The organism is Nostoc sp. (genome assembly GCF_036916975.1).
In the GTDB taxonomy this organism is placed as follows: Bacteria; Cyanobacteriota; Cyanobacteriia; order Cyanobacteriales; family Nostocaceae; genus Nostoc.
On the sequence record NZ_JBALFF010000080.1, the window covers coordinates 216,289 to 240,283 of the forward strand.

Below are 23,995 nucleotides of genomic sequence, written 5' to 3' on the forward strand. Positions count from 1 at the left end.
TTCAAGGGGACGATCACCCCTGTATTTTAAACTTGATACGGAGGGCTAATGAGCAAATCGAAGCAATTAAAACTGGGTGCTTTCATGCGCCCGGTAAGCATACATACAGGTGCTTGGCGCTATCCTGGGGCTTTGGCTGATGCTAATTTCAACTTCCCAGCGCTGAAACGATTCATCCAGAAACTAGAGCAAGGCAAGTTTGACGCATTCTTCATGGCTGACCACTTAGCGGTGCTAAATATGCCAATCAACGCGTTGAAGCGCAGCCATACTGTCACCTCTTTCGAGCCTTTTACCCTGCTTTCTGCCCTTGCTAGCGTCACGGAACACATCGGGCTAATAGCGACCGCTTCCACAACCTATGACCAGCCTTACCATATAGCTCGCCGCTTCGCATCTCTGGATCATATCAGTGGCGGTCGCGCTGGCTGGAACATCGTCACCACATCCAATCCAGAGGCAGCGCTCAACTTTGGATTAGAAGAGGAAGTAGATCATGACGAACGCTACGTGCGGGCTAAGGAATTCTATGATGTCGTTACAGGTCTTTGGGATTCCTTCGCTGACGATGCCTTCATTCGAGATGTGGAATCAGGGATTTATTTCGATCCCGGAAAAATTCACGTTCTAGGTCATAAGGGAAAACATTTCTCGGTGCGGGGGCCATTGAACATCGCCAGACCTGTCCAGGGTTGGCCGGTAATCGTCCAGGCGGGAGCCTCCGAAGCAGGTCGTCAACTGGCTGCCGAAACCGCCGAAGTTATATTTGCATCAGCTGGCAGCCTAGAAGCAGGCAAGGCTTTCTTTGCTGACATAAAAGGTCGCGTGCAAGCGATCGGACGTGACCCAGACAGCATTAAAATTCTTCCAGGTGTCTTGGCGATCGTGGGTGAAACTGTCGCAGAGGCGCGTGCCAAGCGTCTTCATTTAGACAGCCTAGTACATTATGACAGTGGGATCGCCAGCTTAAATAGCGCACTTGGCTACGACGTTTCGGGCTTTGATCCAGACGGCCTCTTGCCGGAAATCCCGCAGACTAACGCCGGACAGACCTCACGCGAACGAGTGATCGCGCTGGCGCAACGTGAGAACCTGAGCATTCGACAGCTAGCTCAACGCATAGGTAGTTACGGTGGGCTGGCCTTTGTCGGTACGCCCCAAACGATCGCCGATGATATGGAGCAATGGCTGACAGAGGAAGGGTCTGATGGCTTCAACGTTATGTTCCCTTTTCTTCCTGAAGGGCTGAATGACTTTGTGGACAAGGTTGTGCCAGAACTTCAACGGCGTAAGATTTTCCGCCACGACTATGAGGGCAAAACGCTGCGCGAAAATCTGGGACTGGTGCGCCCCGCCAACCGCTTCTTTCGAGTGAAGGTAGGGAGTAGGGAGTAGGGAGTAGGGAAAGAGTTTTGATTGTTTACAAATTTTCTCATGCTATACAAAGTTGACTAGACAGAATATTAGACGGTCATGGGAGCAATTAAACAACCAAAAATAAAAAAGGTTTCTTTCGCCAATTTCCAATCCCTAGTACATCACGGCGTAAATCCAGCAACCATTTAAAAACCCTGAAAAGTACATTACATAATACTTTTGACTTTTAACTTTTGAATGTGTGATTTTTGCTCTGCGGTACTAGCAGGGCTATTTCATTCTATTTTTACGGCAGTTTTTAGGAATCTTTAAGAATTTAAACCTGATTTAAGTTGAGAACCGTAGTTTTTGCCCTCACCCTAAATCCCTCTCCCATATATCGGAGAGGGACTTTGAAAACGTGACATTTTAGAATGAAATAACCGTGACAGTACTAGTCCCTCATTCCCAAAATATTTAGAGAGAAAAACAATGACTCAAATTGAAGAAAAAGTCACTCAAACCCAAGAATTTTTTTGATATTTGTGTCTATGGTTCTTTTGCAGTTTATTTTATCACCACTGTAGCTTCACACGGAAATACCCGCGTTTAATTCTCATAGTCAAAAATAAAGAAATATTGATTGAATTTGAACAGCCCATTAAAAAGTGGTAACCTTATATTTGTTAAATACACTAAATCTACTGACTTACCGTAGTTAATTCGTTATTATCATAGATATGGCTGCTTCAACTCCTAAAAATTGATATCAAGGAGTCAATTGTGGTGAATTATTTTAAAGAACGCCGCTTTCAGTACAAACAAAAATGTTCTGCCAGTACAATCTTTGCGATCGCAGCGTCTAATCTAATGGTTTGATAGCTTCTAGTTGCAGTCAACAAATAGCTATCAATGCCGCAACTAACTCAGATTCCTCTTCAGAAATCACTCTTAAAACTATAGAGAAAAACAATGTGATTCGTTTGGGCTACCAAAAAGGCGGGATTATTCCCATCGCGCGTCAACGAGGTGTTACAGCTTATTTTTGATAAGGGTAAAAATATGTTTCATGGAATAGAAAGAGAATTATTAAATGGAGTACCTTGGTTATTTGGACAGCAGTTTCAGTCTCCACCTTATCGCCAATTATTAGATTTAGATAAGCAAGAACATGAGATACGTGATATTTGGGAATTATCACCACAAGAATCTGCTCATCGTGAGCATGTTCTTAAGCAGGAGATAAAATCCTCTGGGATTTTCAGCAAACTAAAAAGTTTTTCTTTAAGGGCGTAGGCGTAGCCCGCCGCAGGCATCGCCAATAAAGATACATATTCCTTGCCCAAGCAGACTCTATTTAAGTCCACCAAACAAGGAATGAGCAAACAAAGCGGCTTGAGTGCGATCGCGTAAACTCAACCGACTCAGAATATTAGTAACATAGTTCTTAACAGTATTTTCTGAAAGAAACAGTGATTCAGCAATTTCACGGTTATTGGCTCCACAAGCAATTAACCGCAATACATCTAATTCTCTGGGTGTAAGTTGCGCCAATTCTGGAGGAGTTTGCACAGATGAAACAGGCGCGGCAATAGGCGTGAGTGCTTTCTCAAACAATCCTGGACCGAGTAGGGTTTGTCCCTTGTAGACGGATCGAATTGCCAACATTAATTCATCTGGTTCGGTGTCCTTGAGTAAATAGCCCTTTGCACCCAGCCGCATCGCCTGGAAAACATACTCATCATCATCGAAAGTGGTGAGGACCAAAACCTTAATGTGAGGATATTGTTGAGCGATCGCTTTTGTTGTGGCAACTCCATCCATTACGGGCATTCGGATATCCATTAACACAATATCGGGTTGCAGTAGAGCAATCTGTTCGAGCGCCCGTTGCCCATTTTCCGCCTCACCGATTACTTGCATCTGGTCATTCGACTCAAGCATACTCTTAAGTCCCTGACGAATCAGATGCTGATCGTCAACTAATAAAATCTGAATCATAAGCTAGCTTTGATAGTGGCAAAGAAACAGAAATACAGCAACCGGTTCCTAGTTGACTGTGGACATTCAATTGACCACCCAGCGCAACCGACCGTTCTCGCATCCCTTGTAACCCAAAGCCGGTTGTATTTTGAGTGGGGTTAAACCCTTTTCCATTATCTTCGATTGACAAATGAATCATTCCAGCGTGAGCCAGTAGTCTCACGCTGACACTCGTTGCCTCTGCATGTTTGCAAATATTTGTCAAGGATTCTTGCACAATTCGGTATAGGGCGGTGTTTACTTCTGTTGGTAAAATGTCAGGTAGATCAATTTTACAAGACGGTTCAATACCTGTGGTTTGCTGAAAATCGGTCAGTAGCTTTTCAATGGCTGATTTGAAAGATTGCCCTTGCAAAGGATTTGAACGTAAAACAGAAAGCGATCGCCGAATTTCTAGCAGTGCCTCAGCCCCCAATTCTTTCGCCTGTTTGAGAAATGTCAAGGCTTTATCATTATTTGATTGCCAGAATAACAGAGTATTATTAATCTGAATGGTTTGGGCGGCGAGAGTGTGTCCTAACCCATCATGAATTTCGCGGGCAATTCGGTTGCGTTCCTGCAAGGTTGCCTGATCTTCAATCCGTAGCGCATACTGGTACAGTTGTTGATTGGTTCTCTCTAATTGCTGATGGGCAATTTCTAACTGCTCTCGACTTTGGCGTTCTGCAAGCAGGGCATTAATTAACAATAAAGCGAATACTAACGTTAAGCTAAACAATAATATATTACTTAATCGCCAATCCCAGGACATGGCGATCATTTTATCTCGCATAAAATTCTCAGGTTCAATTGGTCTTGACAAAAGGAGTGTTCCATGAGAAAGCAGAGATAAAATCAAGACAACCAACTGTCCCGATAGCTTAAATATCAGACAACTCCGCATCACCAGTACCAGACACAGCAGCAAAACGGAGCGAGGAGATAAGCTATGTTGAATCGCTGGTAGCCAAATTAAACCGAATTCCAGGGCTGTATAAAGTAATTTTGTTTTCAGCCTAACCATTGGTAGCCTCAACCCCATCAAACTGAAAATTGCGATCGCTACAACTCGTAGCAGCAAAGACCAGGACAACTTAAACGGCAGCAGAACTTCCATGAACACTGCCGTGGCTAAGAACAGCCACTCTAGGTAAAGCAACAGACGGAAAGATGGGTAGATCAAGCGAACCATAGAATTATAACTCAATGGTCTTTCTAACAAAACCATAGGTATTTTCCCAATTTTAGAGGTAAATAGGTGAAGAAGACAGAAGGCTTAGAGATGGGCGCTGTTGAGATGAAACTCTCTTTTCTATATAGCGAATCTGTCTTTAGTATTGCTAGAGCCGTTTCGACTAATTAATTGTTTCTAAATTAGGAAAAAAGTCACAATAATTTAAGTACTTTTTTACTGGTAAGGTTAGGAATTTTAGCTCATGTGTAAACTAATTCCAACTTTTAAGATTAGCTTGTGTGAGTAAAACAGCGATTTTTTAAATATTTTGTAACCAGTTAAGGAGGTAGACGTAATTAAACATAAGAAAAACCTTACCCTCAATCCCTCTCCAAAATATCGGAGAGGGAAGCCGGAGGCAGGGTGAGGTTTTATATTTAATTTGACCCACTTACTTATTCGTATTACACACAACAAAAACAAGAGAAGTAAATGATTAAAAAACAGATAATTTTACCAACCCTACTATTTGCAAGTATCCTGATTGGAGGAATGACAGGTTGCAGCAGTTCTAAGTCTCCAGATGTATCTCAAGGGAATGACTCAGGGACAAAGGTAGCTGATACTTCTACGACAAATTCGGCATCGAATACGCCAGAACGCGCCCAGAAACGCGAAGAAGTTCGCAAGCAAGTTGAGGCAGTTCTGACCCCAGATCAGGTAAAGGAATTGTCAACAAAATTACAGCAAGGTGAAAAAATGCGTAAAGCAGTGTTCAGCCTGAATCTCACGGCTGAACAAAAAACTAAAATTCAGGATATATTTAAGACTGCCTATCCCCACCGCAAAGGGCAATCCCCAGGTAACTCCTAGTAGTTTTCTTAAAACAGAATTCAGGAGTCAGTTGTCAGAATGGGCTACGCCTCGCTACGCTAACAGAAATAATTATCTGCGACTGGGGGTATTCAATTCTTCGTTGATTACATTCTGAATTCTGTATTTTGTATTATTCTTCAAGAGTTAAAGCATGTTTAAACAGAAATTGTTCGTCAAGATAGAACTCGCCGTTATCTCAGCAATCCTTTTAGGAAGTAGTTTTTACGCTTCTAAAGCTTTAGGTAAACCCCAAACTAGCCCCCAAAGAATGGTGGATGAGGTGTGGCAAATCCTAGATAAAAATTATGTTGATGTCAGCTTTAACCATCAAGATTGGAAAGCAATTCGTCAGCAGTATGTTAGCCGTTCCTATAGTTCTAATAAAGAGGCTTATGGAGCGATTCAAGAAATGGTCGCTAAATTAGGCGATCGCTACACACAGTTTTTCGATCCACAAGAATTTAAAGCCCTAAATAATGACATTTCTGGCAACCTCAGTGGCGTAGGGCTGGAACTTGCACAGAATGAAAAAACTAAAGCCTTAACCGTTGTCGCCCCGATCGCAGGAACACCTGCTTTTAAAGCGGGTATTTTGCCAGACGATGTAATTGTCCAGATTAACGGTCAAAAAACTCAGGGGATGAAAATTGACGATGCCGTTAAGCGGATTCTCGGCCCCGTCGGCACCAAGGTAGTACTGATGATTCAACGCGGCAATAAATCGCAAAGTTTCCAACTTACCCGGGCAAATATTGCTATCCATCCTGTAACTTACAACACGCAAACAACAGCAGCAGGTAAGATTGGTTACATTCGTTTGCCAGAGTTTACACAAACTGCTCCCGCAGAGATGCATGGGGCAATTCAAGCATTAGAAAAACAGCAGGTGCAGGGGTACGTTTTAGATTTGCGTTCCGATCCAGGTGGACTGCTGGATGCTAGTTTGCAAATTGCCAGTATGTGGTTGAAGGAAGGGGCGATCGTGTCTTTGGTAAATCGAGATCAAGTTAAAGAGAGCTACAACGCATCGGGACATCCTCTCACCGACAAACCCCTAGTGATACTGGTTGATAAGGGATCTGCTAGCGCCAGCGAAATTCTGTCGGGAGCGCTGCAAGACGATCGCCGCGCCACCTTAGTAGGGACTCGCACTTTCGGTAAAGGTTTAGTTCAAGCCGTAGAGCCACTAGAAGATGGTTCGGGGCTGAAACTAACGATCGCCAAATACTACACACCCAAAGGTCGAGATATCAATCATGTCGGCATTGCCCCAGATATTAACGTGGCATTAACCCAGGCACAACAGAAAGCATTAGTGCAGAACCAAACCTTGGGGACATTAGCCGATCCTCAGTATGCTAGCGCCGTTGCTGGACTGAGCAAATTGATTCAGTCCGGGGACAATCATCTGAGTTTACAGCAAGGGAAATAAGTATACGGTTACTTTTGACAATATCTCTTATCGTCAACAAGTCATGATAATTCGTAATTCGTAATAGAGCCGATGAATTACGAATTATTCCGTGCTGTTTTTCCCGAATAAAAAGTACCCTAATTAATAGACAAAGGCTAACTCAATATGAGTAAGTTAACATTCCCAGAAACCAAAGCTATTAACACAACCAAAGCATCTCAATTTACAACTGATACAGTACGTGTTTATCTTCAAGAAATTGGCCGGATACCTCTGTTAACCCACGAGCAAGAAGTTTTGTTTGCCCAACAAGTTCAGCAGATGATGAAAATACTTGCTGAATCAGAAAAACTGACTGTTGAATTAAAGCGTACACCCACACTGCCAGAATGGGCTAACCAGGTGCAATTAAGTGAACAAGAACTACTTCAGCAGCTAAATCAAGGAAAAAAAGCCAAGCAGAAAATGATTGCGTCTAATCTCCGGCTTGTGGTGTCAATTGCCAAGCAATATCAGAGACGTAACTTAGAGCTAATGGATTTAATTCAAGAAGGTACATTGGGTTTGCAGAGAGGAGTTGAGAAATTTAATCCGGCTCTAGGATACAGATTTTCAACCTACGTTTACTGGTGGATTCGTCAAGGAATTACCAGAGCGATCGCCCAGCAAGGACGAGCAATTCGATTACCCATTCACATCAACGAAAAGTTAAACAAAATTAAGCGCGTTCAGCGAGAATTATCTCAAAAGCTGGGACGGATTCCCACCACTCAAGAAATTGCTCATGCACTTTCTTTAGAGCCTAGTCAGATTCGAGATGTTCTCCTTTTAGCTCGTCAAACTATCTCCCTTGATCTGAAAGTTGGGTCAGATAAAGAGATAAAATTAGAAGATTTAATACAAGATTGCAGAGATTCTGAAAATGGCTATACTAATGAGCAATATCTAAATGATGAAGTTGAAAGTTTATTGTTAACTTTGTCGAGACAACAACAAGAAATCTTAAATTTGCACTTTGGATTGACAGACGGACACCAATTTACTCTAGAAGAGATTGGTCAGCGAATAGGTATTAGTCGGGAACGAGTTAGACAGATAGAAAAACAAGCTTTACAAATTCTATATCGGCAGTTAAATAAGCCATAGACAAACACAAAGATAAGTAAATATCAAAAAAAATTGTCGGAGCATCGCAAATGTGCAAAAAGCTTGATAGCCCTCATCCCCTAACCCCAAATCCCATTTTTGGGATTCGGGGAACTAGAATTAAACCTTATCTAAGTTGAGAACCGTAGTTTTTACCTTCTCCCTAAATCGCTCTCCCAAATCTGGGAGAGGGAGTTTGCCCTGGAGCATCGCGTCAGGTGTAAAAACCTTGATAGCCCTCATCCCCTAACCCCTTCTCCCAAAAAGGGGAGAAGGGGAACTAGAATTATTTCTCCCCTCTCCCAAAAAGGGGAGAAGGGGAACTAGAATTATTTCTCCCCTCTCCCAAAAAGGGGAGAGGGGCTGGGGGTGAGGGAAAAGATTTAAGCACTCATTTGGATGCTCCCTATCAAAGTACTAACTATTGGAGGTTCTGATGAACCATGAAATTGAAATTTCTAACGAGAGTTTGACAGACAACAGTATAAAACCAGAGCTACCGCGATCGCCAAAAAAGAAAAAGATTAGGTTGGTAATCTTGGGGGTGCTATTGCTGGCTGGGTTGGGTTTTTTTGGTATCTATGTAAGTGCAGCCAAATCAGATAAATCTGAAAAATCTGGGCGTAATCGGCAGCAAGTGATACCTGTAACCGTGGCAATGGTGACACAAAAAACGGTTCCGTTACAATTACAGGCCATCGGCAACGTGCAATCAGGATCTACGGTATCGATTACGCCCGAAGCCACTGGCCGGATTATTGGAGTTTATTTCAAGAAAGGTCAAGATGTGAAAAAGGGACAACTTTTGTTTACCCTGGATGACCGATCGCAAGCTGCTGCAATCCAGCAAGCTGAAGGAATTGTCGCCAAAGACCAAGCCTCGGTACAACAAGCTAGAGATGGATTAACTAGAGACTTGGGTCAGGTAGACCAAGCTAGGGCGACTTTAATCAAAGACCAAGCCTCAGTGCGACAAGCCCAGGCGACTGTGGGTAAGGATCAAGCACAAGTAGATTTTGCCCAGGGACAGAGCGATCGCTATGGTGCATTGTACAAGAAGGGCGCAATCAGTTTAGATACAGCACAGCAATACGTTGCCAATATCCGCACAGCTCAAGCAACCCTACAAGCAGATCGAGAAGCGATCGCTAATGTTCAGGCTGTTTTGAAAAGCGATCAAGTGGCGCTGGCTAATGCTCTAGCTGTTGTCAAGGGCGATCAAGCTGCGATCGCTAATGCTCAAGCTGTTGTCCGTTCCGACCAAGGAGCATTAGATAATACCAAAGTGCAATTGTCTTATGCCAAAATTTATGCCCCAATTGATGGTCGCGCTGGCAATATTCTGGTGACTCAGGGCAATGTGGTACAAGCCAACAGCACAACTCCACTTGTTACCCTCACCCAAGTTCGCCCGATTCAAGTTGCTTTTTCCATTCCTGAAACAAATCTACCCCAGGTACAAAAGTATATGCAGAATGGGAGGCTGAAGGTAGATGTGACGTTTCCCAACGATCAAGCTCATTCTGTACCCGGTACTTTGACATTTGTCAATAATACGGTGGATAACACCACGGGGACAATTCAACTGATTGGCGACTTTGACAACAGTCAAGGATATTTGTTTCCCGGTCAATTTGTCAACGCAACCCTAACGCTGACTGAAGAACCGAATGCAACAGTTGTTCCCTCCCAAGCTGTGCAGAATGGCCCCGATGGACAATTTGTTTTTGTAGTTAAGCCAGACATGACGGTAGAAAATGTTCCAGTTACAATTAGCAGCACCATTCAGGGGCTAGATGTAATTCAGAAAGGGCTGCAACCAGGCGATAAAATTGTTACCGATGGTCAAGCGAATCTCGTTTCGGGTAGCAAAATCCGCATCAAAACAGGAAGAGGGGCAGGGGGCAGGGAGCAGGGGGGAGAATCCTCGAAGTCAGGCGGAGGTAAATCATGAACCTCTCAGAACCATTTATCCGCCGTCCAATTATGACGACTCTGGTAATGGCGGCGATTTTGATTTTCGGTTTTATGAGTTATCGCTTGCTGCCAATCAGCGATTTGCCAAGTGTGGATTATCCCACAATTCAGGTAAGTGCCGCCCGACCGGGAGCTAGCCCCGAAACGATGGCAGCATCGGTAGCCCGTCCTCTAGAGAAGCAATTTTCTAGTATTGCTGGACTCGATTCCCTCAACTCAACTAGCACTCTGGGACAGACTCAAATTACCCTGCAATTTAACCTGAGTCGGAATATTGATGATGCGGCGCAGGATGTGCAAGCCGCGATATCGGGAGCATCGGGGCAAATTGCGACTGATTTACCCAATCCTCCCACCTACAGCAAGGTTAACCCCGCCGACCAACCGATTCTTTATCTTTACCTCGATTCTCCCACTCTGCCACTTTCGCAGGTAGATAATTATGCCGAGACTTATTTGGCGCAAAAGCTCTCTACAATCAATGGGGTGGCACAGGTAGCTGTTTACGGTTCCCAAAAGTATGCGGCTCGAATTCAACTTGATCCGCAGCAATTGGCTACGCGGCAAATTGGGTTAGATCAGGTGGCGACGGCGATTCAACAGGGTAACGTCGATTTGCCTACCGGCAGTCTTTCGGGAAATCACAAGAATTTTACAGTCCAAACTAACGGGCAACTCCAGGATGCGGCTGCTTATCGGCAACTGATTGTATCTTACAAAGATGGAATGCCCATCTATCTTAATCAACTAGGCCGAATCGTTGACAGTGTAGAAAATAACAAGGTAGCAAGCTGGTACAACAATACTCGCGCCATTATTCTCACCATTCAAAGACAGCCCGGAACCAATACGGTGCAAGTCGTAGACACGATTAAGAAATTGCTCCCGAATTTGCGAGAACAGATTCCGGCATCCGTGGAAATTGGGATTCTCTATGATGCGTCTCAGTCAATTCGAGATTCGGTAGATGATGTCAGATTTACGTTGATTCTGACGATCGCTCTAGTTATCTTAGTGATTTTTATCTTTTTACGGAACCTCTCGGCGACGGTGATTCCCAGTTTGGCGTTACCCGTTTCGCTGATTGGCACTTTTGCGGTGATGTATTTGCTGCACTACTCACTAGATAATTTATCGCTGATGGCGTTGACCCTTTCGGTGGGTTTCGTAGTGGATGATGCGATCGTTATGCTAGAAAATATCGTCCGTCATATCGAAATGGGGGAACGTCCCCTAGAAGCGGCGTTGAATGGGTCGAGAGAAATTGGTTTTACAATTCTATCAATGACCCTTTCCTTAGTTGCAGTCTTCATTCCCATGTTATTCATGAGTGAAGTGCTAGGGCGATTATTTCATGAATTTGCTGTGACGATCGCAGTTGCAATTCTCGTCTCTGGTTTTGTGTCTTTGACTTTGACTCCCATGTTATGCAGCCGTTTTCTGCGTCCTGTAAATCATGCTAATCAAAGTCGGTTATATCAAGCTTCCGAATATGTATTCGATCGCTTCCTCGCTCTGTACGATTGGAGTCTCAAAAAAGTCTTAAAATACCACCGCACCACGATGATTTTATCTGTCTTTTTATTGGCGGTGACAGTTGGGTTGTTGGTGGTAGTTCCCAAAGGCTTTATTCCTAGCCAAGATACCGGACAAATTACAGGTATTACCCAAGCAGCAGAGGATGCCTCCTTCGATAATCTTGTCCAGCATCAGCAGACAGTTGTTAACCTGATCCGTCAAGATCCAAATGTAGATGCAGTCAACTCCAATATTGGGGCGGGAGCGAGTGCAAGTGGCAGTGGGGCAGCAGTTGCAGCCAATTCTGGGAGTTTGTTTATTCGGTTAAAACCGCGATCGCAACGCCTACTTGGGGCTGACGAAATTGTGCAAAATTTGCGAACCAAACTCGCCACAGTTCCAGGCATTCAAGTATTCTTACAAAATCCCCCAGCCATTCCCATTGGCGCCCAACAAAGCACAGGACTTTATCAAGTTGCACTCCAGAGTTCTGATGTCAAACCCTTACAGGAATATGTTCCCCAACTTGCTACCAAAATGAAGGAGATGACAGAACTCCAGGATGTGAACAGCGATTTACAGTTTGCTTCCCAAATTCAAATTGACATTGACCGCGATAAAGCGTCAACTTATGGTATAACAGCCGAGCAAATTGAAAATACCCTGAGAAGTGCCTACGGTTCCTACCAAGTGTCAACCATCTATGCAGCGACCAATGAGTATCAGGTGATTTTGGAATTAGCACCCCAGTTTCAACAGGATATCAATGCTTTGTTGGAATTATACATTAACTCCAGCACAGGAGTTGCAGTACCTCTGAAGACATTCGCCAAACTATCTCAGGGAGTCAGCCCGTTAATGGTTAATCATAACGGGCGGATGAACGCCGCCACCATTTCCTTTAACCTCGCTCCCGGTGTGGCCTTGGGAAATGCCAACGAAGAGATTGAAAAAGTGATTAATCAGGTGATTCCTGCCAGCATTAGCACCAGCTTTCAGGGTGCAAGTCAGGTATTTCAAAGTTCACTGCCCAGTTTGGGTTTATTGTTAGCGATCGCCATCCTCGTAATTTATCTGATTTTGGGTGTCCTCTATGAGGATTTCATTCACCCAATTACGATTCTTTCTGGTTTGCCGTCAGCAGGTTTCGGGGCATTGTTAACGCTGATCATATTCCATGTGGAACTGAATGTTTACTCCTTTATCGGCATAATTCTCTTGGTGGGCATCGTCAAGAAAAACGGCATCATGATGGTGGATTTTGCAATTGAAGCCCAGCGAGAACAAGGAAAAAAACCGTCTGAGGCGATTTATCAAGCCTGCTTAGTGCGCTTCCGTCCGATTATGATGACGACAATGGCAGCATTAATGGGAACCTTACCTATTGCGATCGGGTTTGGGGCTGGCTCGGAATCCCGCCGTCCTCTAGGGATTGCAGTTGTGGGCGGGCTGATATTTTCTCAGATATTGACCTTGTATTTAACACCCGTGTTCTATATATATATGGAATCTTGGCGGAAGAAGCTGAGTCAAGTTAAATTCCGGCGGGTATTTTCATTTTCAGATGAGCGATCGTGATGTTTAACTTTTTTAAACGAACCGCTCCAGACGCAGAGGACACAGAGAGTTAAGAAATTTAAATGTAGGGTTCGTTAGCTAAAAGCGTAACGCACCGTCAACAATTCAAGGTGCGTTAGCCTACGGCATAACAGACTATATTTCTGATTTTCTCAATTACGAATTACGAATTACGAATTACGAATTACGAATTAAACACTTATGTCAGATATTAAAGATGCATTAGACCGAATTCACTACTGGTTCAAAAAAAATCATCCAGCAAAGATTGCATCATTGGCATCAGGTTTAAGTCCATTAGAAATAGATAATGTGTTGAGTACCCTATCTTTTAAAGTATCCCAAGAAGTTCAAGAAATTTATGAATGGTCAAATGGATACTCAATGGATGGCTGTGCAGATGATTGGATCTTTGATTATATGTTTCTTTTAAGTTTAGATTCAGCAGTGAAAGAGGCTCAAACTTGGGAAGAGGAACATGAAGAAATAGCCCTGATGTATAAGTATGCAGGTAAACCTATCTTGCCAGTCTGCATGTCGGATATCGAGTTTTTAGCAGTTGTCGCAACGGATGATGAACAAACAACTTCTCCTGTAATTCATCTCTCCGAAATTTTAGAAATTTCACTGCAATACGCCAATTTAACATCCATGATGTTGACTCTAGCGGAATCTTATGAGACTGGGGGATTGTTCATCGATTGCAAAGGTTACATAGAGAAAGATGAGAAAAAGTATGCTGCTGCATATCGAAAGTATAATTCAGGAATTACAGACTTAGCTCTCGAAAGATTTCTGAAAATATTTCCTGAAGATTCCTCTTGGAAACCCGTACAACTACTTCATGGCGACCTATATATGAGCAATAGCTATGGAATAGAAATTCTACCAAGTAATCTGAAAACTAAAGTAGTTAATACTCTTGTTAATCTGCTGCAAGATGAAAAACATGATTCAGGCTTTTCGGTAGTACTAGTACTCGAAGAACTTCGGGCAGTAGATGCATTAATTCAAGGACTTAAACACCCTAGCAAATGGGTTCGGAGTAGGGCGGCGTTTGCTTTAGGAAAAATCAAAGCATTTGAGGCTGTGGAGTTTGTATCGCAGCTTTTAGAAGATCCAGATCCACTTGTTCAAGAAGCAGTTAAGGAGGCGTTAGATATGTTTAAAAATCAGAGATAAAGCCGTTGCATCTATCACACATTTATCAAACTCACGTTGACATTCTATCTCAATACAGTTCAGCTAAACATTTCTTCCTTCTCTTTCTTCTCTTCCTTTGCGCCCTCTGCGTCTGGAGCGGTTCGTTTAAAAAAATTGAATTTGACAAAGAGTTAAGCCTCAACCTCACCACATTTCTGGGAGAACAGACTCATGAACCTTTCAGAACTCTTCATCCGTCGTCCAGTCATGACCACCTTGGTAATGATGGGTATCCTCATCTTCGGTCTGATGAGTTATCTACTATTACCCATCAGTGCGCTACCCAACGTTGAATATCCTTTTATATCTGTCTCTGCTAGTCTCCCTGGTGCCACCCCAGAAACAATGGCTTCTTCAGTCGCTGCACCCCTAGAAAGACAGTTTACCGAAATTGCCGGACTAAATTCCTTTAATTCCACCAGTTCCACAGGTAGCACTAACATCTCCCTACAATTTGACTTTAGCCGCAGAGTGCAGGATGCCGCCAAAGATGTACAGGCGGCCATCTCAGCAGCCGCAGGACAACTGCCAGCCGGAATGCCTCACCCCCCTACCTACCGCAAAGTTAACCCGTCTGTCTCGCCAATTCTCTTCCTCTATATGTATTCTGAGACACAGCCAATCTCGACAGTAGATGAATACGCAGAGGTAACAGTTGGTCAGCCAATTTCAATGATTGATGGTGTTGCTCAAGTACAGGTCTTTGGTCAACAGCAATATGCAGTCCGCGTCCAGCTTGACCCGCGAGAGTTGGCATCGAGGGGAATTGGTCTAACTCAGGTAAAAACTGCAATTCAACAGGGAAATGTCAACTTGCCAACCGGCAGTCTCTCTGACACTTACAAAAGTTATACGATTCAGGCGAACGGTCAACTCACCGATGCTGCCAGCTATCGCCAGCTAATTGTAACTTACAAAAATGGTGCTGCCGTGCGGCTCCAGGATTTGGGACAGGTAATTGAGAGTGAACAAAATGTCAAAGTCTCGAATTTGTATAGCGATCGCAAGGTGACAAACCGTCATTCTGTTGTTCTCGCTGTACAACCGCAGCCCGGAGCTAATACTGTAAAAATTGTTGATGCCATCCAGGAACTTTTACCTACACTCCGCGAACAAGTTCCCAAATCCATTGAGATGGGGATTATGTACGATCGCTCCCAAACCATCCGAGCCTCTGTCAACGATGTAAAGTTTACCTTAGTTCTCTCGGTTTGTCTAGTAGTCTTGGTAATTTTCTTATTTTTACGTGACATAACAGCTACCCTAATTCCCAGTTTGGCGCTACCTGTAGCAATTATTGGCACTTTTGCTGTCATGTATCTGTCGGGTTTCTCCCTAGACAACCTTTCACTCATGGCGTTGACCCTTTCCGTGGGCTTTGTCGTGGATGATGCGATCGTTGTATTAGAAAATATCATCCGTTATCGGGAAATGGGCGAATCTCCCCTAAATGCGGCATTGAAGGGATCGAAGGAAATCAGCTTCACAATTTTGTCAATGACTCTCTCCCTAGTGGCGGTGTTCATCCCGATCATGTTTATGAGTGGAATAATCGGTAAATTATTTCATGAATTTGCCGTGACGATCGCAGTGGCAATTTTGGTTTCGGGTTTTGTTTCCCTCAGTCTCACCCCCATGTTGTGCAGTCGCTTTTTGGGTTCATCCCATCAGCAAAGACCAAATCGGCTCTATCGATTCTTAGAAGGGGGATTTGATTTTCTGCTACGGGGATATGATTGGACGCTGAAGCCCATCTTAAAATATCGGCTGATGACACTGATTGGTTCTGGTATTCTCCTGGTAATGACTGTTTATTTGTTCGTCATCGTTCCCAAAGGATTTATTCCTACAGAAGACACCGGACAACTGATGGCGAACACCAAAGGAGCGCAAGATATTTCTTTTGATGATATGCTGCGTCACCAACAAAAGGTTGTTGAGATTATTCGTAAAGACCCCAACATTGAAGCAGTTAACTCGACTGTGGGTGCAAGTGGCCCTAACGCATCGGTTAACTCCGGGCGAATTACGATTCGGCTGAAGCCACGTTCTCAACGTCAACTGAGCGCTGACGAAATCATTCAAGAACTAACCCCCAAGTTAAGACGGACAGTTGGGATTAAAACATTCCTCCGCTCTCCGCCAGCTATTCCCATCGGTGGGCAACAAACTAATTCTACTTATCAGTTCACGTTGCAGAGTTTGAATTTAGAAGACTTGCGCCAATACGTTCCTAAACTTGTCGATAAAGTCAAAACCCTACCAGGACTCCAAAACGTTGATAGCGATTTACAACTTAGCACTCCTCAAATCCAAGTCCAAGTTGACCACAATAAAGCCGCAACCCTTGGGATTACTGCCCAACAAGTTGAACAAACCCTCAGCGCTGCCTATGGTTCCAGCCAGGTTTCTACTATCTATACCCCAAATGACCAATTTTATGTAATCTTAGAAGTGAAACCGGAGTTTCAGCGAGATCCTAGCGCCCTATCACTACTATATGTGCAATCGAGTACTGGAAAACAGGTTCCTTTGAGTGCGATCGCTAATATCACCCAAAATGTCGGACCCCTCACCGTCACTCACGTTGCTCAACTCCCCTCTGCAACTATCTCTTTTGACACACTCCCAGGAACATCTCTAAGTCAGGCTACAGATGTTATCAAGCAAGCAGCCAGTGAGTTGCTACCCTCAACAATTACCCCCAGCTTTCAGGGTTCAGCCCAAACCTTCCAGCAGTCCTTCAACGATTTAGGCGTGCTGTTGTTGGTGTCGATTTTAGTCATCTATCTGATTCTCGGTATCCTCTATGAGGATTTCATTCATCCAATCACCATTCTTTCCGGTCTACCGTCGGCGGGTTTTGGTGCATTATTGACGCTGCTAATTTTTCAGGTTGATTTAAATCTTTACTCTTTCATCGGCATCATCCTCTTAGTGGGTATCGTCAAGAAAAACGGCATTATGCTGGTGGATTTTGCCATTGAGGCGCAGCGAAAGGAAGGAAAAAATTCCTTTGATGCCATCTATGCGGCTTGTTTGACTCGCTTCCGCCCAATTATGATGACAACAATGGCAGCTTTAATTGGCACACTTCCCATTGCTTTGGGGACGGGAGTTGGTTCAGAAGCGCGTCGTCCTTTGGGGATTGCGATCGTGGGTGGATTGCTATTTTCTCAGATATTGACTCTCTATCTAACTCCAGTGTTTTACATTTACATGGAGGCATTGCGGAAAAAACTTAGTACCCAAAGTAGGAAAGTTGAAAAAAAGCATCTGCCAGCAGTTAAAAGTTAATAAGTAGGTAGACAAGATAAAACCAAACTATGTAACGAAAAGTAAAATTTCTGAATTTGGCTCGTAGTTGCGCTTTAGCGCTAAAGCGCAACTACAAACTAGTGATGATTATTTGCGCCGACTTACTTAGATAATTCTTCAATTTCTCTTCTTTCCTTCGCGTACTTCGCGCCTTCGCGGTTCGTTCCTTTACCCTTCTTTCCTTCGCTTGACAGACCACTAGGTGGGGTAAAAGACGAATGTTCGTAGTTCGATGCTTTCTCGTGGGGGAGCGTTAGCTGGGCTAGTGGGATCTTCAAAGGCTGTATGGGCTGCAAAACGTGCGTATCCCTCTTCTGCGGAGTCGAAACACTTGATAAATAGGGCCTCATCTCTGTGCATTTGTGGAAAGTAGAACCATTTATGTTTCGAGTTATACGTGACTCCATAAGTTTCACCGACGCGATCGCGGTACACTAAATCACCAGCTACAAGGTCTGTTATTGCAATGCTTTGCGCGTCACACACTGCTAATGGTGACTCTTGAATTGGTGTTGCGATCGCTCGCCAAACATTGATGATGGCAAATCGTTGTTTGGCGAGCGCGTCAATATCATCTATATTGAGGAGCGATTGCCTACCAAATTCCACCATGTCTGCAAACGAGGTGTTTCTGCTGGTAGTGTGAATTTGCGGAAGTGTTCTAAGAGTGGTAAACGTTCAAACCAAGGATAGAAGCTGATATCAACTAGGCTAAACCGATCTCCTAACAAGTAATCACCTTTGCCTAATCCTTCTTGTTCAATATATAGAAGTGCTTCTGTGAACTCTTTTCGTCGTTGTTCTTGTTCTTGGCTATCTTTACCGCGCAGAAATTTGTTAAAAGCTGGGACAAGGCGAGTGTTGGCGTAGTCTATCCAAATCCGAGCGATCGCTTTAGCTGCCAGATCGCGGGGTAATAAAGGTGGTTCTGGGAAGACTTCATCTAGATATTCATTGATAATAGCGGACTCGTAAATTTCCACATCCCCATGTTTGATAGCCGGAACTTTGCCATAGTGCGAAATCTGAGTGTAGCCATCGGGTTTGTTTTGTAAGTCAATTTCTATCGGAGTAAAGTCAATGCCTTTTTCCAGCAAAACCACGCGGGTCCGTTGAGAGAAGGTGGAGGCTTTGGCGAAGTACAGTTGTATGTTGCTCATAAAATCTTTTCCTTGTAATCATCGTGAATACAGACTATTTGAGATTGCACAACTCCAACTAAAGCAATAAGACACAAGCAAGATGTGTTGATTAGTGCAGTTAAATAATTGACTGGCAGGTATCTACGTCAGTTAGATGGCATATTACAGTTTATCGGTCGGGTTAGCGTATTTTAAATAGTATACAGTCTTTATCAGAATATGTATACCTAATTGTTCGTGTAGCTAAATAAATATTTAGACATAATCAGTCCGATCAAAAAGAGATCCGTGTTGATTTGCTAGTACCCACAGGTAAGGGACTTCCAACATAAGACTTACGCAAAAAAACTCTCTTTCCTCTTATTCCTCCGTGTCCTTTGCGTCCTCTGTGGTTCGATTTTCCGTTCCTTGTGCGTAAGTGCTGCAACAAATAAATTACCCAATCTTGTGGGGTATTTTTTTATTTGGAAGTCCCTTAGCTTGATCTATTATCACAACAGCGTTATCATTGCGTCGCCCGTAGCTGTGACTTTTACGTTAATGTTGACACGGATGGTCACGAGTCCTCCATTAAGATAGAAACTTATATTCAAGCGATCGCAACGTATATCATCAGGTAGTATATGACAATAGATTTTCCTCGACGTAAATTTATTTTGTATGGTTCAGCTACTTTTGCTACTAGCCTCTTACTGAAAGCTTGCAAGAGTAATGACACGACACCAACAGTTAGTAGTAATGGGGAAAGTTTTAAAATAGCGATCGCACTCCCTGGAATGATTACTGATAAAGCTTGGAATCAGTCAGGTTACGAAGGCTTAAACCTAGCTAAACAAAAACTGGGTGCAGAAGTTGCATATCTGGAACAAGTCGCCCAAGCAGATCAAACAGAAGCATTAACAGACTTTGCCCGCAAGGGTTATAATGTTGTATTCGCCCACGGTGGACAATTTGATGCAGCCATAGAACAAGTTGCTCCACAATTTCCCAATACATTTTTTGTGGGTGTAAATGGTAATAACAAGCGAGAAAATATTGCCTCTTTGCGAATAGATCATTTGCAAGGTAGTTATTTATGTGGTATTATTGGCGCGGCTCTGACTAAATCCAATAAATTAGCTTATATTGCTGGACAAGAATTTGATATTAGGGCGACTGGGGAAGATATCAAGGTAAGCCAGCTATCGGGAGGAAATCAACAAAAGGTAGTATTGGCAAGAGAACTGGCAAGAGAACCAAATTTAATTATACCAATGCAACCCACACGGGGATTAGATGTAGGAGCAACAGCCGCAGTTCATTCTCAGTTATTAGCACAACGCGATCGCGGTGCCGCAATCTTGTATATTTCTACAGAGTTAGAAGAAGTAATGGCCATGAGCGATCGCATTGCCGTAATCTTCGACGGAGAGTTTGTCGCTATTTTGGATGCACAGAGTGCGACGATAGAACAAATTGGTTTATTGATGGCTGGGGGGACACGCAGAGGATAAAATGCCAATGGGAATTATATTAAATCTCAAACAGGTATCTCCCTATGTATTGGAACAAATCAAAAAATATCCTGACTTGGCGGGTTTATTTTTAGATGCAAAATACTTAGAATATTCACCATTTTGGCAAGACTTTTCAATAATTGAACCTGATGAAATTGATTGGTTTGAGGAGGCAATTAATTTTGTAAAAGAGAGGCTAGATAAATTAAAAAAAGATAAAACAGAAGAATTTGAAAAAATCAAGGACGATATTCCTTTAATTATTAATGAAGGTAAAAGTGAATATTTAGACTTAGATAAAATGTGGGAACCAATAATTTTTTTACTTACGGGATATGACTTTTACGACGAAGCATTATATTTATCTAAATTAGTCGTTAGTCAAAATCCAGAAGATAATATTCCTTTAATTAGGGCTGTAATTGGCAGTAATGGAATTGAACATGATGAACGTGACTATCCATTGTTCTACTTTAGTGATGATGAAGTCAAAAAAATAGCCAATGCTTTATCCAGTTTTTCTATCAAGACTATTAGAAAAAGATTAAAATTTAGAGGTTTAGAAGAAGATAGCTATGATTATTTATATGAATACGCATATAATCCACTTGTGAGATATTACCAAGATGCGGCTGAGAAAGGAAATGCAATGTTTCTCCACTTTGCTTAGATAAATATTGGCAATCATCGCATCATGATCACAAATAAACGCTTTCAACTCCTGCTACCAATCCTATCACCGCTAATTGCGTTGGCGCAGCCCGCCTTCGGCATTGCCTCTGCTCTCATCGTTGGTGGTATGCTCATATTAGTCGCTGGGGCAAATCCGATCACTGGCTACACAGCTTTATTTCAAGAATCCCTAACTACATACTTTGGGTTTGGCAACACCCTCACCAAAATGACACCCCTATTATTCACCAGTTTAGGGGTATTAGTTGCATTGCGGGCTGGTCAATTTAATATCGGTGGCGAAGGACAAATTTATCTCGGTGCGTTGGGTAGCGCTTTAATCGGGTTATATGTGCAAGGATTACCATCTATCATTCACATTGCCTTAGCACTTCTGGCTGGGTTTGGCTTTGGTGCGGTTTGGGGTTGGATACCTGGTTATCTCAAAGCAGTACGGGGAGTCAATGAAGTCATCACTACCCTATTGCTGAATTACATCGCGGTGAATTTAGTTAGCTACTTGGTGCAAAACCCCTTAAAAGCACCAGGCGCACCTAGTCCTTATTCGCCATTAATTGCTAAAGAAGCACAATTACCTGTTATTTTACCCCAAAGTTTAGCCCATGCAGGCATAATACTTGCGTTAATCACAGCCCTCATCTTGTGGGTATTATTAGTGCGATCGCCTCTAGGATACCAAATCGCCGCCGTTGGTTTTAACCCCATAGCAGCGCATTATGCGCGGATTTCGGTCAAAAACACAATCATGCTAGTAATGGCATTAGCAGGTGGTTTAGCTGGGTTAGCGGGTGCATCTGAGGTGATGGGGTTGAAATACCGCTTATTTGAACAAGTGTCATCTGGTTATGGGTTTGATGCGATTGCGATCGCTTTTTTAAGTCGCGGTAGTATTGGCGGTGTAGTGTTGACTTCTTTATTTTTTGCCGCCTTGCGTAGTGGTGCAAATGTTATGCAACGTAGTGCTGGTGTACCTGTGACTATAATTTATGCAATTCAAGGATTAACTGTGTTATTTATTGCTATCAGTCTCGCTGTAGAAAGACGAATAAAAACACAAACTAACGCTGAGGTTTAACGCGGAAGTTTCTCTGCGATCCTCTGCGCTTCCCTTAGCTATCTGGTGCGTTAAAAAAATAACTATGAATAATATAAACTTCCTCTCTGATTACTTAGTTGCTAGTTTAAGTTTAGCAGTACCCCTAGCATTTGCTGCCCTTGGTGGAATGTACTCGGAGCGATCGGGAGTGCTAAATATTGCCCTCGAAGGAATGTTATATAACTGGTGCTTTTTCCAGTGCAGCCGCTACCTTTTATACTGGCAACCCTTGGCTTGGCCTTCTCTGTGCGTTGATTGCTGGGGGATTAGTCGGTTTACTGCACGCATTTCTATGTATCACTTTATATGTTAATCAGTTGGTATCAGGATTAGCAATTAATCTGGTAGCTGCCGGGTTGACATCGTTTTTAGCGCGGTTAGTATTTAATGGCACTAGCACTCAAAGATTACCAGGAATTGAGCCTATGCCCATTCCTGTCCTTGCAAATATACCTATACTTGGATCTCTGTTGTTCCAGCAAGATGTTCTTGTATATTTACTGATAACTCTAATTGCTGCCACTATCTATATTTTATTTCATACTAGCTTTGGGCTGACTTTGCGAGCAGTAGGGGAATATCCCCAAGCTGCTGCAACGGCTGGGCTTTCAGTATCAAGGGTGCGATATTTGGCTGTAATAGTTAGTGGTTGTCTTGCCAGTTTAGGAGGGGCTGATTTGGCTTTGGTGCAAATAAAATTTTTTACAGAAGGCATGAGTGCAGGTAAAGGATTTATTGCGATCGCTGCTTTAATTTTTGGTAGATGGCATCCTTTAGGTAGTACTTTGGCTTGTTTTTTGTTTGGTGCTACAGAAGCTTTACAGTTACGAATTCAAGCACTAGGTGCAAATATTCCTTATCAATTTTTAGTTATGTTACCATACGCGATCGCTTTATTTGCATTAGTAGGATTAACTGGTAAATCTATACCGCCCCAAGGGTTAGGTGTTCCTTATTCGCCAGAAAATCAGCAAGACAATTAAGAGCAGTAGCCAAAGCAGAGAATTGCTCTTTGCTATAGGTGCAGATACATACTCGCAGATGATGGAATGCTAAGGAAGCAAGCCTGTTAACTAGGCAAGGCAATAACCAAACTCACATAAGCAGTAAAACACTATTTTTAATTATTTCATATTAACTTGACGCACTTATGACAAACTTATAACAAAAGTATGACTAAACATTTTTCCTGAACAGCCTGTTTAAAATTAGCAAAATAAAGACACTTATCAAGATGAATATTGGTGATAAAATTTTGACAATCAAGACTCATAAATGAGGAAATTATTATATGAATCGGATTTTTCCTAAGAGCCTACTGGGGCTAGCAGGTGTATCCTTTTTACTCTGTTCGTCTCAATTAGCAATGGCACTTGTACCCAATAACGTTGCAATTATTGTCAACAGTGGCTCTACAAATGCGATTGGATACCGCATTTACGTATCACCATCTGGAGAAGTTAATTATGTTGATGGCAAAGGGACTAATCAAGGTAAATTGTCCGAAAAATTAACGAAAAAGTTTTTCAGTGACTTGAAAGTTGCTGAACCTTTATCTAACTTGCCAAAACAAAGTTGCATCAAATCTGTTTCTTTTGGTACAATTACTATCATTAGATTAGCTGGTGAGGAGTCGCCAGATATTAGCTGTCCTGGCAATGCTAAAACTCAACGATTGGATAATGACGTTATTGCAATTGCCAAAGCTTTAAACGTAGTTAATGTTCCTAAGAGCCAAGGACAACCACTCCCACCCCAGAACTTTTAGTTTATTCACCGATTTGAGTGTTTTTAGCTGGGGTTAAATGTCTCCCCTCTCCCATTTTTGGGATTCGGGGAACTAAAATTATTTCTCCCCTCTCCCATTTTTGGGATTCAGGGAACTAAAATTATGTCTCCCCTCTCCCATTTTTGGGATTCGGGGAACTAAAATTATTTCTCCCCTCTCCCATTTTTGGGATTCAGGGAACTAAAATTATGTCTCCC

General features: G+C 42.9%; 16 protein-coding genes and 2 pseudogenes. 14 read left to right on the plus strand and 4 right to left on the minus strand.

Going from position 1 to position 23,995, the window contains the following annotated elements; translation table 11 throughout:
• Positions 1-48: 48 nt before the first annotated feature.
• On the plus strand, positions 49-1,395 hold the full coding sequence (locus V7K73_RS20440; RefSeq protein ID WP_334882493.1) for an LLM class flavin-dependent oxidoreductase: 1,347 nt from the start codon (positions 49-51) through the stop codon (positions 1,393-1,395).
• Between the two features lie 1,023 nt (positions 1,396-2,418).
• Positions 2,419-2,652, plus strand: a complete 234-nt coding sequence (locus V7K73_RS20445; protein ID WP_334882494.1) for a hypothetical protein — start codon at positions 2,419-2,421, stop codon at positions 2,650-2,652.
• A gap of 57 nt (positions 2,653-2,709) precedes the next feature.
• Here V7K73_RS20445 and V7K73_RS20450 read toward each other — a convergent pair whose 3' ends face one another.
• Positions 2,710-3,357, minus strand: coding sequence for a response regulator transcription factor (locus V7K73_RS20450; RefSeq protein WP_334882495.1), 648 nt, complete (start codon positions 3,355-3,357; stop codon positions 2,710-2,712).
• Positions 3,335-4,606 (minus strand): sensor histidine kinase, encoded by a 1,272-nt coding sequence (locus V7K73_RS20455; RefSeq protein WP_334882497.1) that lies wholly within the window; start codon positions 4,604-4,606, stop codon positions 3,335-3,337. Before V7K73_RS20455 ends, V7K73_RS20450 begins: the two co-directional genes overlap by 23 nt.
• Positions 4,607-5,044: 438 nt before the next feature.
• Between V7K73_RS20455 and V7K73_RS20460 the strand changes: the two genes are divergently transcribed.
• The 7 genes from V7K73_RS20460 to V7K73_RS20490 all read left to right on the plus strand — a co-directional run bounded on the left by V7K73_RS20460 (position 5,045) and on the right by V7K73_RS20490 (position 17,561).
• Entirely contained in the window at positions 5,045-5,425 is a 381-nt protein-coding gene (locus tag V7K73_RS20460) for a hypothetical protein (RefSeq protein ID WP_334882499.1), read from the plus strand.
• Between the two features lie 154 nt (positions 5,426-5,579).
• Positions 5,580-6,860, plus strand: coding sequence for a S41 family peptidase (locus V7K73_RS20465; RefSeq protein ID WP_334882501.1), 1,281 nt, complete (start codon positions 5,580-5,582; stop codon positions 6,858-6,860).
• Between the two features lie 147 nt (positions 6,861-7,007).
• Positions 7,008-7,988, plus strand: coding sequence for an RNA polymerase sigma factor, RpoD/SigA family (locus V7K73_RS20470; RefSeq protein WP_334882503.1), 981 nt, complete (start codon positions 7,008-7,010; stop codon positions 7,986-7,988).
• Positions 7,989-8,424: 436 nt separating this feature from the next.
• Positions 8,425-9,942 carry an efflux RND transporter periplasmic adaptor subunit gene (locus tag V7K73_RS20475; protein WP_334882505.1) on the plus strand — a complete coding sequence of 506 codons (1,518 nt, stop codon included), beginning with the start codon at positions 8,425-8,427 and terminating at the stop codon, positions 9,940-9,942.
• Complete coding sequence (locus tag V7K73_RS20480; protein WP_334882507.1) at positions 9,939-13,061, plus strand: efflux RND transporter permease subunit; 3,123 nt, start codon at positions 9,939-9,941, stop codon at positions 13,059-13,061. Before V7K73_RS20475 ends, V7K73_RS20480 begins: the two co-directional genes overlap by 4 nt.
• A gap of 201 nt (positions 13,062-13,262) precedes the next feature.
• Positions 13,263-14,243 (plus strand): HEAT repeat domain-containing protein, encoded by a 981-nt coding sequence (locus tag V7K73_RS20485; RefSeq protein ID WP_334882509.1) that lies wholly within the window; start codon positions 13,263-13,265, stop codon positions 14,241-14,243.
• 192 nt (positions 14,244-14,435) lie between these two features.
• Positions 14,436-17,561: an efflux RND transporter permease subunit gene (locus tag V7K73_RS20490; protein ID WP_334882511.1), complete on the plus strand. Its 3,126-nt coding sequence runs from the start codon at positions 14,436-14,438 to the stop codon at positions 17,559-17,561.
• A gap of 219 nt (positions 17,562-17,780) precedes the next feature.
• Here the strand turns inward: V7K73_RS20490 and V7K73_RS20495 are convergent.
• Positions 17,781-18,161: pseudogene (locus V7K73_RS20495) on the minus strand (CmcJ/NvfI family oxidoreductase); the annotation flags it as partial.
• The gene (locus V7K73_RS20500; protein ID WP_334882513.1) at positions 18,158-18,742 is read right to left on the minus strand and encodes a glutathione S-transferase family protein; all 585 of its coding nucleotides are present in this window, start codon (positions 18,740-18,742) and stop codon (positions 18,158-18,160) included. The pseudogene V7K73_RS20495 and the gene V7K73_RS20500, both read right to left, overlap by 4 nt.
• A 605-nt stretch (positions 18,743-19,347) precedes the next feature.
• Here V7K73_RS20500 and V7K73_RS20505 point away from each other — a divergent pair.
• The 5 genes and pseudogenes from V7K73_RS20505 to V7K73_RS20525 all read left to right on the plus strand — a co-directional run bounded on the left by V7K73_RS20505 (position 19,348) and on the right by V7K73_RS20525 (position 23,777).
• Complete coding sequence (locus V7K73_RS20505; RefSeq protein ID WP_334882515.1) at positions 19,348-20,217, plus strand: BMP family ABC transporter substrate-binding protein; 870 nt, start codon at positions 19,348-19,350, stop codon at positions 20,215-20,217.
• Positions 20,218-20,224: 7 nt separating this feature from the next.
• Positions 20,225-20,890 (plus strand): DUF1877 family protein, encoded by a 666-nt coding sequence (locus V7K73_RS20510; protein WP_334882517.1) that lies wholly within the window; start codon positions 20,225-20,227, stop codon positions 20,888-20,890.
• 24 nt (positions 20,891-20,914) lie between these two features.
• Entirely contained in the window at positions 20,915-21,988 is a 1,074-nt protein-coding gene (locus V7K73_RS20515; RefSeq protein WP_334882518.1) for an ABC transporter permease, read from the plus strand.
• 64 nt (positions 21,989-22,052) lie between these two features.
• Positions 22,053-22,992: pseudogene (locus V7K73_RS20520) on the plus strand (ABC transporter permease).
• Between the two features lie 308 nt (positions 22,993-23,300).
• A complete protein-coding gene (locus V7K73_RS20525; protein WP_334882520.1) occupies positions 23,301-23,777 on the plus strand; it encodes a hypothetical protein in 477 nt (158 codons plus the stop codon).
• The last annotated feature ends 218 nt before the right edge of the window (positions 23,778-23,995 follow it).

Coding starts and splice junctions, on each gene's coding strand:
- V7K73_RS20490 (WP_334882511.1), top strand. CDS start 14,436: ATGAACCTTTCAGAACTCTTCATCCGTCGTCCAGTCATGACCACCTTG.
- V7K73_RS20510 (WP_334882517.1), top strand. CDS start 20,225: ATGGGAATTATATTAAATCTCAAACAGGTATCTCCCTATGTATTGGAA.
- V7K73_RS20500 (WP_334882513.1), bottom strand. CDS start 18,742: ATGAGCAACATACAACTGTACTTCGCCAAAGCCTCCACCTTCTCTCAA.
- V7K73_RS20525 (WP_334882520.1), top strand. CDS start 23,301: ATGAATCGGATTTTTCCTAAGAGCCTACTGGGGCTAGCAGGTGTATCC.
- V7K73_RS20480 (WP_334882507.1), top strand. CDS start 9,939: ATGAACCTCTCAGAACCATTTATCCGCCGTCCAATTATGACGACTCTG.
- V7K73_RS20440 (WP_334882493.1), top strand. CDS start 49: ATGAGCAAATCGAAGCAATTAAAACTGGGTGCTTTCATGCGCCCGGTA.
- V7K73_RS20450 (WP_334882495.1), bottom strand. CDS start 3,357: ATGATTCAGATTTTATTAGTTGACGATCAGCATCTGATTCGTCAGGGA.
- V7K73_RS20475 (WP_334882505.1), top strand. CDS start 8,425: ATGAACCATGAAATTGAAATTTCTAACGAGAGTTTGACAGACAACAGT.
- V7K73_RS20465 (WP_334882501.1), top strand. CDS start 5,580: ATGTTTAAACAGAAATTGTTCGTCAAGATAGAACTCGCCGTTATCTCA.
- V7K73_RS20485 (WP_334882509.1), top strand. CDS start 13,263: ATGTCAGATATTAAAGATGCATTAGACCGAATTCACTACTGGTTCAAA.
- V7K73_RS20460 (WP_334882499.1), top strand. CDS start 5,045: ATGATTAAAAAACAGATAATTTTACCAACCCTACTATTTGCAAGTATC.
- V7K73_RS20445 (WP_334882494.1), top strand. CDS start 2,419: ATGTTTCATGGAATAGAAAGAGAATTATTAAATGGAGTACCTTGGTTA.
- V7K73_RS20515 (WP_334882518.1), top strand. CDS start 20,915: ATGATCACAAATAAACGCTTTCAACTCCTGCTACCAATCCTATCACCG.
- V7K73_RS20455 (WP_334882497.1), bottom strand. CDS start 4,606: ATGGTTTTGTTAGAAAGACCATTGAGTTATAATTCTATGGTTCGCTTG.
- V7K73_RS20505 (WP_334882515.1), top strand. CDS start 19,348: ATGACAATAGATTTTCCTCGACGTAAATTTATTTTGTATGGTTCAGCT.
- V7K73_RS20470 (WP_334882503.1), top strand. CDS start 7,008: ATGAGTAAGTTAACATTCCCAGAAACCAAAGCTATTAACACAACCAAA.